Origin of the sequence: Lysinibacillus sp. FSL M8-0337, assembly GCF_038593855.1 — a bacterium.
Taxonomy (GTDB): domain Bacteria; phylum Bacillota; class Bacilli; order Bacillales_A; family Planococcaceae; genus Lysinibacillus; species Lysinibacillus sphaericus_D.
In genome coordinates this window covers 3,859,677-3,873,164 of record NZ_CP151996.1, presented here as the reverse complement: position 1 = coordinate 3,873,164, position 13,488 = coordinate 3,859,677, and the positions used below count along the sequence as shown (strand labels likewise).

Sequence of the window (13,488 nt, the reverse complement as noted above, 5' to 3'; positions counted from 1 at the left end):
AGTGACTGGCACTTAAATTAAATAAATTCTTCTTCGATTTCTAAGTTGATTTCTTCACCATGATGGCTTTGGTATGACACAATGAGCGTATCCAAATGTTCTAAGTTTTCTTCGTAATCTAGAATACGCGATAAAATATAAAGGAGATGATAGCTAGAAAATTCCGTATCTCCTTCTGCGTGTGCATAGGTTATTTGATTGATGAAAATTTCCATTAACTGATTGCGCTGAATGTAGTCGATATGCTTACTCCATTCTGAATGCTCAGGCTTTAATTTCCCTGTATATTTCAGTAACAGTTGCTCATGGTAGGTAAGCAGGAAGTCCAGTCGTTCTTGAATCATTAAATGAAATTGAGTCGGCAGTTGTGCCAATTCATTTTCATGCTTATGCAACCGTTGTAACAATTCTAAACTTTTTTTAGAAGTTGTAATCATTTGGCGATAGACAACTAATTTCCGTGCTTTAACAAATTTTTTATTTTTAAAGTAATTGCGTTCTTCCTTGAAAAAATCATAGAGTGTGTCCACTCGCAGCATACGGTCTTTAAATTTGCTTAAAGCAGTTTTAGTAGACGTATGTTCAGAGGCTTGACGAACAGCTAAACGCGTCCAACGGATAATGTCATCCTGTAAAAAGTAAATTTTGCGGAAAAGTTTTACTTCGTATTTAGGTGGCAAAAACACAAGGTTGACGACAAATGCTGCTAAAACCCCAACTAAAATGGTAAGAAAGCGGATAAGACCGAATGTCAGAAAGTCATCGCCTTGAATTTCCATAATAGCTACAACTGATACAAGTGCTAAGGAAAGAGACTTTTCAAGCTTGAATTTTAACATTATGCCGATTGCTGTAATGACTGCAATGCCAACAGCCACAACGTGATGGCCGAAAAGTAAACCAAAAATAACTGCAATGGTAGCTCCTATAACGTTGGCTTGAACTTGCTCAACAATCGTTTGATAGGAGCGATAAATTGACGGTTGAATGGCAAAGATTGCTGCGATTCCAGCAAAAACTGGAGACGGTAATTGCAGGAGCTCAGCAACAAATAACGCAAAGACAATAGCTACACCAGTTTTAAATACGCGGGCACCTAATTTCATAAAAAAAACGATGTCCTTTCTGTCAAAAATTTTTAACTTGCTTCAGCAGCAGTTCACCACTTCAATAACAGTGGACAATCATGTCTATACACTGGCATCAGTAAATTTAAACATCTGCTCAATCAAGTTAAAGACCTCGCGGATGTCGCAGATTTTTACTTGAGCTTTTCGGGATAGACTCAAAAAACTGGACGTATTTACGCCGAGGGTAATGGATGCTTCTTTACATTATAGAAGGAAGTTTCTATAAAATACATAGATTTGTATAACAGGATAAAAAAAAGACGACGCTCAAATGAGTGTCGCCTTTTTTGTTTCTATTAAAGCTGTGAAAATGCATAGTCGACAGCTTCGATTGTTTCACGAATATCTGCTTCTGTATGCTCTGTAGTTAAAAACCATGCTTCATATTTTGATGGAGCAAGGTTAATACCTTGGTTAAGCATTAATTTAAAGAATCGACCGAAAATTTCTCCGTCACTGCTTTCTGCTTGCTCATAGTTTTCAACTTTTACATCTGTAAAGTAAATTGTTAGTGCACCTTTTAGACGATTTAAAGTGATTGTGACACCGTGTTTTTTGGCTGCAGTTAAAATACCATATTCTAAAATAGCACCAAGACGATCCATTTCATCGTAAATGCCTGGAGTTGCTAATACTTCTAGGCATGCTATACCTGCTTGCATCGATGCTGGATTTCCTGCCATTGTCCCTGCTTGATATGCTGGTCCAAGTGGGGCAACGGTATCCATAATTTCTTTGCGACCACCATATGCACCGATAGGTAAACCACCACCAATGACTTTTCCTAATGCAGTAAGGTCAGGTGTTAATCCAAGTAGCGTTTGTGCGCCACCGTAATGGAAACGGAATGCAGTAATAACCTCATCATAAATCGTAAGTGCCCCTTTTTCTTTAGCTGTAGCGTGCACTAACTCCAAAAATCCAGGGTTTGGTTCAACAATACCGAAGTTGCCGACAATTGGCTCTATTAAAATAGCAGCGATTTCATCGCCCCATGCATCCATCGCTTCAGTAAAAGCTTGTGGATTATTAAACGGTACGGTAATCACTTCTTCAGCAGTCGCAGTCGTTACACCTGCTGAGTCTGGTGTGCCTAATGTAGCTGGGCCAGAACCTGCAGCTACTAATACTAAGTCAAAGTGACCGTGGTAACAGCCAGCGAATTTCATAATTTTTGTACGGCCAGTATAAGCACGAGCAACACGAATCGTTGTCATGACCGCTTCTGTACCAGAGTTATTAAAACGTACTTTATCCATTGAAGGAATGGCTTCTTTTAGCATTTTTGCGAAAGTTACTTCATATTCAGTTGGTGTCCCAAATAATGTACCGTTTTCAGCAGCATGAGAAATTGCTTTCGCAATATGTGGATGTCCATGCCCTGTAACAATTGGACCGTATGCAGCTAAATAGTCAATATAACGGTTGCCGTCAACATCCCAGAAATAAGCTCCTTTTCCTCGGGCCATTGCAACAGGGGAGCCACCACCTACTGCTTTATAAGAACGAGAAGGGCTGTTCACACCACCAACGATATGCAAAAGCGCTTCTTCGTGTACTGCTTCTGATTTTGAGTGATTCATTAATATTGCCTCCTAAGTCATTATACTTAATCTATTGTAGACCTATCAGTGTAAGAAATCCAAAGAAAATAAGGGATATGACTTGATTTGTGACTTAGAGTAAAATAAGACATGCAAAGGAGGAGTTTAATATGACTTTAGTAGAAGGACAGAAAGCACCGGATTTTTCACTTGTTAATGACAAGGGGGAGCAAGTGCAATTAGCAGATTTCAGAGGCAAATATGTTATTTTGTATTTTTATCCGAAAGATATGACACCAGGTTGTACGACAGAGGCTTGTGATTTCCGTGATAAGCACGATGACTTTAGTCAGTTGAATGCAGTTGTATTAGGTGTGAGCCCTGATGATGCTCAAAAGCATACGAAATTTATTGATAAGCATGGGCTGCCATTTTCTCTTTTAGTGGATGAGGATCACGCTGTAGCTGAGGCTTATGGTGTATGGGTCTTAAAAAAAATGTATGGACGTGAATATATGGGGATCGAACGTTCTACTTTTTTAATTGATACGGAAGGTAAGCTTGTAAAGGTATGGCGGAAAGTGCGTGTGAAAAATCATATTGAAGAAGTTTACGCTTTTTTAGCTAAGCAGGAGGAGCACTAATGAGAATCTATTTTACGTTTGAGCCAAGACCAGATTTACGTAAACCGTTAGTAGAGGAATTCCCACAATGTGATTTTGTATTTGAAAATCGTTTATCTACGGATGAATTACAAAAAGCAGATGTACTGGTTACATATGGTGAAGATTTAAATGATGCCAATATACAGTATGCTACAAAACTAAAGTGGATTTTTGTTGCTTCGGCAGGTGTAGAGAAAATGCCAGCACAAGCCATTATTGATCGCGATATTTTAGTATCTAATGTGCGAGGGATTCATAAAACACCGATGGCCGAGTCAATACTTGCTCATATTTTAGCCATTAAGCGTGCATTGCCATGGATGTATGAACAACAAAAGAAAAGTGAATGGTCGAAAAAAGGAAAGCAAACGGAATTACGAGATACTACAGCACTTATTTTAGGACCGGGTGCCATTGGATCGGAAGTAGGTCGGTTACTACAAGCGTTTGGGGTAAAAACAATAGGCTGTAACCGTTCAGGCAATGCAGCACCTTATATGGATGAGATGGTGAATTTCACCGAGTTAACAGAAGCTTTGCCTAAGGCGGATATCGTTCTTTCTGTCTTACCGAAAACACCGGATACTACGCACTTATTGAAGGATGAGCATTTTAATGCTATGAAAAACGATGCCATTTTCATGAATTTTGGTCGTGGAAATTTAGTAGATGAGAAAGTTCTTATTCGTGCTATTGAAGCGGGTGAGATTGGTTATGCCGTATTAGATGTGTTTGAAGAAGAACCACTTAGTGCAAACAATCCTTTATGGTCATACTCGAATGTAATTGTTTCACCACATGTTTCAAGTCATTCTTCACGTTATGTAGAGCGTAGCTTAGATATTTTTAAGCCAAGTTTGACGAAATGGTTGGATGGAGATACCGCTTTAGAAAATGTTATGGATTTGTCGAGGGGCTATTAAATTGTAATTTAATTTAGATGACGCATAGGCGAATGTTGACAGATGTTAGCTTAATTCGATACACTAATTGTAACAATTATAAATTAATAATACTTATGAAAAGGGGTGCATGACGATGTCTATACCGCATTTACAGGATGCACTTGACACGTTAAAAACAACTGGTGTGCGCATTACTCCTCAGCGTCATGCTATTTTAGAATATTTAATTCAATCTATGACACATCCAACTGCCGATGAAATTTATAAAGCACTTGAAGGGAAATTTCCGAATATGAGTGTGGCAACTGTCTACAATAATTTACGAGTTTTCAGGGAAGTAGGATTAGTGAAAGAGTTGACGTATGGGGATGCTTCTAGCCGTTTTGATTTTGTGACCAACGATCACTATCATATGATTTGTGAATGCTGTGGTAAGATTGTCGATTTCCATTACCCAGGTTTAGATGAAATCGAACATTTCGCTTCTCAAGTAACAGACTTTGATGTGCATTCACACCGTCTAGAAATATACGGCACATGTCCAGCATGTAAAGATGTTGAAGCGAAAGTACAGTAAGTTTTCTTGGGATTTCACATAAATTCATAGATGAGAACGATTAAAAAGCAAGTGGGCAATAGCTCGCTTGCTTTTTTGTTATGATGGGGCGAATAATTCCGAATGTTAATACACTTTTTATCATTGGATTAAAACTATTGATGTAGAATAAAAGAACAATTAAAAAATAGTGTATATAGGAAAAACAGTTAGATGTTTAATAAAGAATAGGAAAAAGCGATTATTTTCAAATTAAATAAACTGAATATTTACAATATTGATGTTTTGTGATAAAAAATAGTTAAGGAAATAGTAAAAGGAGTTGGTGACATTCAAAAATAAGAACTCTATTTTGAAAAGGAGGGAGTTGGAGTTATATGTAGTTAAGAGTATTGACTTCACAAGTATAATACTTAGCTGTGCAGTACACTATTTCAACGTGTAAAGTTGCTATGAGAAAGTACTAAAGCAAGGTTTTTTATGTTGATTGAGATTTTTATATAAAGTTGGGTTCAAAAGTCTAAGTTACTGAAATTTTTAGCACCTCATCCATTTTGAGTTAGGAAAGCTAGTAGGAGGGATATAATGAATGTACATTTAGGGAGTAGTAATTACCTTAGTACATTAAATAAAGAAGAAAGTTTATCGGATGATTTATTTCTAACAAACAAAAAAAGAAAAGCAACATACGAAATAAAAAAAGAAAATGGTTATGTACGACATATAGTAACGAAGGAAAATGGTGAAAAAGTAATTGTTAGAGAAGTGAAGATTTCTAAACATGAAGAAAAAGAACAGTCTTCTGGTGACGTAAATGCTATGATTACGCAAAAATTAGTAGAGCAAATGATAAAATCATTCGATGACAGGCAGAACCAGCAGCAATTTTTCAAAACTGGTATAGCTGGTCAAAAGGAGAAACAAATTTCTAAATATATAGTAAGCATATAATACCCATTAAAAATCTCAATCCACTATCAATTAAAAAGGAAGATTAATTGAATAGGAGGTTTTTAAATGAAATTTAAAGTATTTCTTTTATCAATGATTACATTAGTGAGTATTTCAGGACTTTCTTTTGGAATACCGGAAGCCAAGGCTGCTAGTAACGAACGCTCAGTACAAGCAGTAATAAAACTTAATATCAGAGATTATACAGTTAGAGTACCTACTAACAGTAGTAATTACCAATTAACTTATCATGAGCCTGGTATGACTTATGTTACTAGTAATAATTCTATATCTGTAACATCCACTGGTAGGTTAATTACATATTTTTCAACAACAGCGAATGTTTTTGTCTATCGTGATGGTAAGCTAGATCATACGATCACTGTCATTGTTGGTAGAGGATAAAGTTAATAGTGATGTGGAGAAAGTATTCCCCATGTTGCTTTCAGTTAGAACAAATAAAAAATCCTAGCTCTTCAATGAGGGCTAGGATTTTTTTGCTTTGTTATTATAAGATTGGTCAAACTCTTTTCCTTCAAGTGTAGGATCAAGTGTTAACGGTTCATTACAGTACATGCACATATCAACACGGCCTAAAACTTTCGTATGTTTATGACAATTTGGGCATTCTACTTGAACGGCTCTTGTAGACAGAAGACCAATCCAAGCATAGACAACTGTACTACCAATAATACATAGTAAACCAAGTGTCATGAAGATTAAGACAAGGATGGGATTGTTTTTAAAGAATATCCCCCCATACATAACAACAAAGCCGATAAAAATAAGTGCTAATGCGAATGAACGGATTTTATTAATTTTACTTTTGTAAGGTTTCATACAATATCTTGCCTCCCAATCTAAAATCTACTATAACATATAAGAACGAAGTATTTTAGCTTTGAGTAGGAGTCAAAGAAGGAATAGTTTTAGAGTATGTCGAAATTTTAACGAAATAAAGGTCTTACAATAAATAGAGGAGGGCTGAACATGGAGCAAGTATTGCGTCCTATATATCAAGAACGCGCGAGTCAGTCTAATACATTAGGTGTTATTTTAATGGAGAAACGTGAAGAGCAAAGTAATGTTACTGACACATTTGATACGGTATTACTAATTATCGTGAAGGAAGCGGATCAGCCTGTTTATACAAAGCACTACTTATATGAGGGAAATAAGGTAGCCTTACATACTGTTACAGAAAAATTGTTACGGAAGTGGTTACTAATCGGCTCTAATAAAAAAGTCGTTGATTGGATTTTCTTTGGCAGAGTGTTGTTTGATCGCAATGAGTTCCTTCATAAACTAAAAATTGAACTGCAAGAGTTTCCGTTTAGTGGTCGGAAAATTAAAACGGGTATTCAATTCTCAAAGTTAATTCGACGTTACTTAGAAGGAAAAGAATATTTTGATAAGGGTAGTTACCTTGATGCATACAATCATGTAGTGGATTCCTTGCATCATTTAGGGCGATTGTCCATTATAGATAGTGGGTTATATCCAGAAGTTACAGTCTGGGCACAAGTGAAAAAAATTGAACCAGCCATTTACAAGCTCTACGAAGAACTAGTTATGAGCAGTGAACCAATTGAAAAGCGTTTAGAGCTTCTATTTTTAGCAAGTGAGTTTTTAATTCATTCACGTACACATGACGGAGCGCAACATATATTAGAAGTAATGCAAACAAAAGAGTCATGGACTATTCAGGAATTACATGATCACCATGAGCTTGTAAACTATTCTGTTGACTTAGAAGTATTCGTAGAATATTTAGTGGGGAAAGGCTACATTTTGATTGACCCTGTCGTTGCAAAAAGTGAGATGATATTTCATCGACATTATAAGGTGAATAAAGAGTCTATAGAAATTGAATAAACCTTGTAGTATGCTAGTAATCGAGGTATAAAAATGTACCTCGATATTTTTTTGAAAAAAGTGTTGACGTTTAATATACTGATATTGTATTATATTAATTGTCGCTAAGACGTAACAGAAACATCCGAGAAAATTAGTGAAAAAAACTTTTAAAAAGTTGTTGACACAAATTGAATGAGATGTTAATATAAAGAAGTCGCTGAAAAACGACGAAACAAAATGAACCTTGAAAACTGAACAAGCAAAACGTAATCAATATAGTTTTTACTAACTAACTTTGTTAGTGAACGAAACAAAATTTTGGACATCAAAATTGATGCCAGCAAAACAATTTGAGCTAATCAAATTTCTTTTATGGAGAGTTTGATCCTAGCTCAGGACGAACGCTGGCGGCGTGCCTAATACATGCAAGTCGAGCGAACAGAGAAGGAGCTTGCTCCTTTGACGTTAGCGGCGGACGGGTGAGTAACACGTGGGCAACCTACCTTATAGTTTGGGATAACTCCGGGAAACCGGGGCTAATACCGAATAATCTATTGTTCCTCATGGGACAATACTGAAAGACGGTTTCGGCTGTCGCTATAGGATGGGCCCGCGGCGCATTAGCTAGTTGGTGAGGTAACGGCTCACCAAGGCGACGATGCGTAGCCGACCTGAGAGGGTGATCGGCCACACTGGGACTGAGACACGGCCCAGACTCCTACGGGAGGCAGCAGTAGGGAATCTTCCACAATGGGCGAAAGCCTGATGGAGCAACGCCGCGTGAGTGAAGAAGGATTTCGGTTCGTAAAACTCTGTTGTAAGGGAAGAACAAGTACAGTAGTAACTGGCTGTACCTTGACGGTACCTTATTAGAAAGCCACGGCTAACTACGTGCCAGCAGCCGCGGTAATACGTAGGTGGCAAGCGTTGTCCGGAATTATTGGGCGTAAAGCGCGCGCAGGTGGTTTCTTAAGTCTGATGTGAAAGCCCACGGCTCAACCGTGGAGGGTCATTGGAAACTGGGAGACTTGAGTGCAGAAGAGGATAGTGGAATTCCAAGTGTAGCGGTGAAATGCGTAGAGATTTGGAGGAACACCAGTGGCGAAGGCGACTATCTGGTCTGTAACTGACACTGAGGCGCGAAAGCGTGGGGAGCAAACAGGATTAGATACCCTGGTAGTCCACGCCGTAAACGATGAGTGCTAAGTGTTAGGGGGTTTCCGCCCCTTAGTGCTGCAGCTAACGCATTAAGCACTCCGCCTGGGGAGTACGGTCGCAAGACTGAAACTCAAAGGAATTGACGGGGGCCCGCACAAGCGGTGGAGCATGTGGTTTAATTCGAAGCAACGCGAAGAACCTTACCAGGTCTTGACATCCCGTTGACCACTGTAGAGATATGGTTTTCCCTTCGGGGACAACGGTGACAGGTGGTGCATGGTTGTCGTCAGCTCGTGTCGTGAGATGTTGGGTTAAGTCCCGCAACGAGCGCAACCCTTGATCTTAGTTGCCATCATTTAGTTGGGCACTCTAAGGTGACTGCCGGTGACAAACCGGAGGAAGGTGGGGATGACGTCAAATCATCATGCCCCTTATGACCTGGGCTACACACGTGCTACAATGGACGATACAAACGGTTGCCAACTCGCGAGAGGGAGCTAATCCGATAAAGTCGTTCTCAGTTCGGATTGTAGGCTGCAACTCGCCTACATGAAGCCGGAATCGCTAGTAATCGCGGATCAGCATGCCGCGGTGAATACGTTCCCGGGCCTTGTACACACCGCCCGTCACACCACGAGAGTTTGTAACACCCGAAGTCGGTGAGGTAACCTTTTGGAGCCAGCCGCCGAAGGTGGGATAGATGATTGGGGTGAAGTCGTAACAAGGTAGCCGTATCGGAAGGTGCGGCTGGATCACCTCCTTTCTAAGGATATTTTCGGAATACAAACCTTGGGTTTGTAAGATTACGTTTTGCGTTCAGTTTTGAAGGTTCATCATTACGATGAAATACTTCAAAACTTGTTCTTTGAAAACTGGATAAAACGACATTGAAATTGTAACAAACACATTTATTTTTTAAATTAAGTTTTTTAGGCTTAATAACTAATAATAGGGTTTCAAGACACAAGCAGTTCTAGGAAGCGAATGAGTGAATGAAGGAGCGTACTTACGTACGTGACTGATTGAACGAGAGAAGCTGACAACGAAATGCGCAGTGGATTGGAAGCCGATAGGTTAAGTTATTAAGGGCGCACGGCGAATGCCTTGGCACTAGGAGCCGAAGAAGGACGGCACTAACACCGATATGCTTCGGGGAGCTGTAAGTGAGCTTTGATCCGGAGATTTCCGAATGGGGGAACCCACTACGTTTAATCGCGTAGTATCTTGACGTGAATACATAGCGTCTTGAAGGCAGACCCAGGGAACTGAAACATCTAAGTACCTGGAGGAAGAGAAAGAAAAATCGATTCCCTGAGTAGCGGCGAGCGAAACGGGAAGAGCCCAAACCAAGAGGCTTGCCTCTTGGGGTTGTAGGACACTCTATACGGAGTTACAAAGGAATGAGTTAGATGAAGCGACTTGGAAAGGTCCGCCAGAGCAGGTAAAAGCCCTGTAGTCGAAAGTTTATTCCCTCCAGAGTGGATCCTGAGTACGGCGGAACACGTGAAATTCCGTCGGAATCCGGGAGGACCATCTCCCAAGGCTAAATACTACCTAGTGACCGATAGTGAACCAGTACCGTGAGGGAAAGGTGAAAAGCACCCCGGGAGGGGAGTGAAAGAGATCCTGAAACCGTGTGCCTACAAGTAGTTAGAGCCCGTTAATGGGTGATAGCGTGCCTTTTGTAGAATGAACCGGCGAGTTACGATTACGTGCGAGGTTAAGCTTTAGAAGGCGGAGCCGCAGCGAAAGCGAGTCTGAATAGGGCGAATTAGTACGTGGTCGTAGACCCGAAACCAGGTGATCTACCCATGTCCAGGGTGAAGGTGAGGTAACACTTACTGGAGGCCCGAACCCACGCACGTTGAAAAGTGCGGGGATGAGGTGTGGGTAGCGGAGAAATTCCAATCGAACTTGGAGATAGCTGGTTCTCTCCGAAATAGCTTTAGGGCTAGCCTCGTGATGAGAATACTGGAGGTAGAGCACTGTTTGGACTAGGGGGCCATCCCGGTTTACCGAATTCAGACAAACTCCGAATGCCAGATATTTATACACGGGAGTCAGACTGCGAGTGATAAGATCCGTAGTCAAAAGGGAAACAGCCCAGACCACCAGCTAAGGTCCCAAAGTAATCGTTAAGTGGAAAAGGATGTGGCGTTGCACAGACAACCAGGATGTTGGCTTAGAAGCAGCCATCATTTAAAGAGTGCGTAATAGCTCACTGGTCGAGTGACGCTGCGCCGAAAATGTATCGGGGCTAAACGATTCACCGAAGCTGTGGATTGACATCTACGATGTCAGTGGTAGGAGAGCGTTCTAAGTGCGTTGAAGTCAGACCGGAAGGACTGGTGGAGCGCTTAGAAGTGAGAATGCCGGTATGAGTAGCGAAAGACGGGTGAGAATCCCGTCCACCGTATGACTAAGGTTTCCTGAGGAAGGCTCGTCCGCTCAGGGTTAGTCGGGACCTAAGCCGAGGCCGATAGGCGTAGGCGATGGACAACAGGTTGATATTCCTGTACCACCTCCTCACCGTTTGAGAAATGGGGGGACGCAGTAGGATAGGGTAAGCGCGCCGTTGGTTGTGCGCGTCCAAGCAGTAAGGCGTGTGTGTAGGCAAATCCGCACACTGTAACGTTGAGCTGTGATGGCGAGTCCGTATGGACGAAGTTCCTGATTTCACACTGCCAAGAAAAGCCTCTATCGAGGTGAGAGGTGCCCGTACCGCAAACCGACACAGGTAGTCGAGGAGAGAATCCTAAGGTGTGCGAGAGAACTCTCGTTAAGGAACTCGGCAAAATGACCCCGTAACTTCGGGAGAAGGGGTGCTCTTGAGCGTGCAAGCGCATGAGAGCCGCAGTGAATAGGCCCAGGCGACTGTTTAGCAAAAACACAGGTCTCTGCAAAACCGTAAGGTGACGTATAGGGGCTGACGCCTGCCCGGTGCTGGAAGGTTAAGAGGAGTGGTTAGCGCAAGCGAAGCTGCGAATTGAAGCCCCAGTAAACGGCGGCCGTAACTATAACGGTCCTAAGGTAGCGAAATTCCTTGTCGGGTAAGTTCCGACCCGCACGAAAGGCGTAACGATCTGGGCACTGTCTCAACGAGAGACTCGGTGAAATTATAGTACCTGTGAAGATGCAGGTTACCCGCGACAGGACGGAAAGACCCCGTGGAGCTTTACTGTAGCCTGATATTGAATTTTGGTACAACTTGTACAGGATAGGTAGGAGCCAGAGATCTCGGAGCGCCAGCTTCGAAGGAGGCGTCGGTGGGATACTACCCTGGTTGTATTGAAATTCTAACCCATGCCCCTTAGCGGGGCAGGAGACAGTGTCAGGCGGACAGTTTGACTGGGGCGGTCGCCTCCTAAAAGGTAACGGAGGCGCCCAAAGGTTCCCTCAGAATGGTTGGAAATCATTCGTAGAGTGTAAAGGCACAAGGGAGCTTGACTGCGAGACCTACAAGTCGAGCAGGGTCGAAAGACGGGCTTAGTGATCCGGTGGTTCCGCATGGAAGGGCCATCGCTCAACGGATAAAAGCTACCCCGGGGATAACAGGCTTATCTCCCCCAAGAGTCCACATCGACGGGGAGGTTTGGCACCTCGATGTCGGCTCATCGCATCCTGGGGCTGTAGTCGGTCCCAAGGGTTGGGCTGTTCGCCCATTAAAGCGGTACGCGAGCTGGGTTCAGAACGTCGTGAGACAGTTCGGTCCCTATCCGTCGTGGGCGTAGGAAATTTGAGAGGAGCTGTCCTTAGTACGAGAGGACCGGGATGGACACACCGCTGGTGTACCAGTTGTCTTGCCAAAGGCATCGCTGGGTAGCTATGTGTGGACGGGATAAGTGCTGAAAGCATCTAAGCATGAAGCCCCCCTCAAGATGAGATTTCCCATTACGCAAGTAAGTAAGATCCCTCAAAGACGATGAGGTAGATAGGTTCGAGGTGGAAGTGTGGTGACACATGGAGCTGACGAATACTAATCGATCGAGGACTTAACCAAAAAGTTTGAAACATTTCAATGCACCGTTTATCCAGTTTTGAAAGAATAAAAAAGTATTTCTTAAATACTTGTAATTATAATGATATATGTTATAATAGGTAATGTCTTTCAAATAGTCTAGTGATGATGGCAAAGAGGTCACACCCGTTCCCATACCGAACACGGAAGTTAAGCTCTTTAGCGCCGATGGTAGTTGGGGGCTTCCCCCTGTGAGAGTAGGACGTCGCTAGGCTATACATACTAAAATTATTCCGAAGTAGCTCAGTTGGTAGTAGCACCTGACTGTTAATCAGGTTGTCGCAGGTTCGAGTCCTGCCTTCGGAGCCATTCTTGGAGAGTTGTCCGAGTGGCCGAAGGAGCACGATTGGAAATCGTGTAGGCGGTTAACACTGTCTCAAGGGTTCAAATCCCTTACTCTCCGCCAGCACTTTAGGATTCCAATCATTAAAGGCCCCTTGGTCAAGCGGTTAAGACACCGCCCTTTCACGGCGGTAACACGGGTTCGAATCCCGTAGGGGTCACCATTTATAACGAATACCCAGATGGAGGATTAGCTCAGCTGGGAGAGCATCTGCCTTACAAGCAGAGGGTCGGCGGTTCGAGCCCGTCATCCTCCACCATTTTTAAAAATCAAAATAGCATTATCGCGGGGTGGAGCAGTGGTAGCTCGTCGGGCTCATAACCCGAAGGTCACAGGTTCAAATCCTGTCTCCGCAACCAAA

General features: G+C 42.2%; 9 protein-coding genes, 5 tRNA genes and 3 rRNA genes. 14 read left to right on the top strand and 3 right to left on the bottom strand.

The features are described from left to right. Positions 1 to 17 precede the first annotated feature (17 nt). Complete coding sequence (locus MKY08_RS18935) at positions 18 to 1,106, bottom strand: aromatic acid exporter family protein (RefSeq protein WP_069509431.1); 1,089 nt, start codon at positions 1,104 to 1,106, stop codon at positions 18 to 20. A gap of 320 nt (positions 1,107 to 1,426) precedes the next feature. After that, positions 1,427 to 2,713 carry a glutamate-1-semialdehyde 2,1-aminomutase gene (locus MKY08_RS18930; protein WP_069509427.1) on the bottom strand — a complete coding sequence of 429 codons (1,287 nt, stop codon included), beginning with the start codon at positions 2,711 to 2,713 and terminating at the stop codon, positions 1,427 to 1,429. A gap of 131 nt (positions 2,714 to 2,844) precedes the next feature. Between MKY08_RS18930 and bcp the strand changes: the two genes are divergently transcribed. From bcp to MKY08_RS18905, 5 genes are all read left to right on the top strand, one after another. Beyond that, on the top strand, positions 2,845 to 3,318 hold the full coding sequence (gene bcp, locus MKY08_RS18925; protein WP_069509424.1) for a thioredoxin-dependent thiol peroxidase: 474 nt from the start codon (positions 2,845 to 2,847) through the stop codon (positions 3,316 to 3,318). Further along, positions 3,318 to 4,262: a D-2-hydroxyacid dehydrogenase gene (locus MKY08_RS18920; RefSeq protein WP_069509421.1), complete on the top strand. Its 945-nt coding sequence runs from the start codon at positions 3,318 to 3,320 to the stop codon at positions 4,260 to 4,262. Before bcp ends, MKY08_RS18920 begins: the two co-directional genes overlap by 1 nt. A 115-nt stretch (positions 4,263 to 4,377) precedes the next feature. Next, the gene (gene perR, locus MKY08_RS18915; RefSeq protein WP_024364570.1) at positions 4,378 to 4,821 is read left to right on the top strand and encodes a peroxide-responsive transcriptional repressor PerR; all 444 of its coding nucleotides are present in this window, start codon (positions 4,378 to 4,380) and stop codon (positions 4,819 to 4,821) included. A gap of 564 nt (positions 4,822 to 5,385) precedes the next feature. Continuing rightward, the gene (locus MKY08_RS18910; RefSeq protein WP_069509418.1) at positions 5,386 to 5,751 is read left to right on the top strand and encodes a hypothetical protein; all 366 of its coding nucleotides are present in this window, start codon (positions 5,386 to 5,388) and stop codon (positions 5,749 to 5,751) included. Positions 5,752 to 5,817: 66 nt separating this feature from the next. Beyond that, positions 5,818 to 6,156 (top strand): hypothetical protein, encoded by a 339-nt coding sequence (locus MKY08_RS18905; protein ID WP_069509415.1) that lies wholly within the window; start codon positions 5,818 to 5,820, stop codon positions 6,154 to 6,156. Positions 6,157 to 6,237: 81 nt separating this feature from the next. Here MKY08_RS18905 and MKY08_RS18900 read toward each other — a convergent pair whose 3' ends face one another. After that, on the bottom strand, positions 6,238 to 6,591 hold the full coding sequence (locus tag MKY08_RS18900; protein ID WP_024364572.1) for a YgzB family protein: 354 nt from the start codon (positions 6,589 to 6,591) through the stop codon (positions 6,238 to 6,240). Between the two features lie 150 nt (positions 6,592 to 6,741). On the opposite strand from MKY08_RS18900, the gene MKY08_RS18895 reads away from it, so the two are divergent. From MKY08_RS18895 to MKY08_RS18855, 9 genes are all read left to right on the top strand, one after another. Continuing rightward, positions 6,742 to 7,626, top strand: a complete 885-nt coding sequence (locus MKY08_RS18895; RefSeq protein ID WP_069509412.1) for a nucleotidyltransferase-like protein — start codon at positions 6,742 to 6,744, stop codon at positions 7,624 to 7,626. Positions 7,627 to 7,977: 351 nt separating this feature from the next. Further along, positions 7,978 to 9,529: ribosomal RNA gene (locus MKY08_RS18890) — 16S ribosomal RNA — on the top strand. A 309-nt stretch (positions 9,530 to 9,838) separates the two neighbouring features. Beyond that, positions 9,839 to 12,766, top strand: a 23S ribosomal RNA gene (locus tag MKY08_RS18885). A 116-nt stretch (positions 12,767 to 12,882) separates the two neighbouring features. Beyond that, a 5S ribosomal RNA gene (gene rrf / locus MKY08_RS18880) occupies positions 12,883 to 12,998 on the top strand. The 16S, 23S and 5S rRNA genes sit together here with 5 tRNA genes alongside, the layout of an rRNA operon. An 18-nt stretch (positions 12,999 to 13,016) precedes the next feature. Then, positions 13,017 to 13,093: transfer RNA gene (locus MKY08_RS18875), tRNA-Asn, on the top strand. A gap of 5 nt (positions 13,094 to 13,098) precedes the next feature. Beyond that, positions 13,099 to 13,190, top strand: a tRNA-Ser gene (locus MKY08_RS18870). Between the two features lie 25 nt (positions 13,191 to 13,215). Then, positions 13,216 to 13,290 (top strand) — tRNA-Glu (locus MKY08_RS18865). 20 nt (positions 13,291 to 13,310) lie between these two features. Next, positions 13,311 to 13,386, top strand: a tRNA-Val gene (locus MKY08_RS18860). A 25-nt stretch (positions 13,387 to 13,411) separates the two neighbouring features. Then, a tRNA-Met gene (locus MKY08_RS18855) sits at positions 13,412 to 13,486 on the top strand. The last annotated feature ends 2 nt before the right edge of the window (positions 13,487 to 13,488 follow it).

What these genes read in the sequence shown, in the direction of transcription:
- MKY08_RS18935 (WP_069509431.1), bottom strand. Translation starts at nt 1,106, where the DNA reads ATGAAATTAGGTGCCCGCGTATTTAAAACTGGTGTAGCTATTGTCTTT.
- MKY08_RS18900 (WP_024364572.1), bottom strand. Translation starts at nt 6,591, where the DNA reads ATGAAACCTTACAAAAGTAAAATTAATAAAATCCGTTCATTCGCATTA.
- perR (WP_024364570.1), top strand. Translation starts at nt 4,378, where the DNA reads ATGTCTATACCGCATTTACAGGATGCACTTGACACGTTAAAAACAACT.
- bcp (WP_069509424.1), top strand. Translation starts at nt 2,845, where the DNA reads ATGACTTTAGTAGAAGGACAGAAAGCACCGGATTTTTCACTTGTTAAT.
- MKY08_RS18930 (WP_069509427.1), bottom strand. Translation starts at nt 2,713, where the DNA reads ATGAATCACTCAAAATCAGAAGCAGTACACGAAGAAGCGCTTTTGCAT.
- MKY08_RS18920 (WP_069509421.1), top strand. Translation starts at nt 3,318, where the DNA reads ATGAGAATCTATTTTACGTTTGAGCCAAGACCAGATTTACGTAAACCG.
- MKY08_RS18895 (WP_069509412.1), top strand. Translation starts at nt 6,742, where the DNA reads ATGGAGCAAGTATTGCGTCCTATATATCAAGAACGCGCGAGTCAGTCT.
- MKY08_RS18910 (WP_069509418.1), top strand. Translation starts at nt 5,386, where the DNA reads ATGAATGTACATTTAGGGAGTAGTAATTACCTTAGTACATTAAATAAA.
- MKY08_RS18905 (WP_069509415.1), top strand. Translation starts at nt 5,818, where the DNA reads ATGAAATTTAAAGTATTTCTTTTATCAATGATTACATTAGTGAGTATT.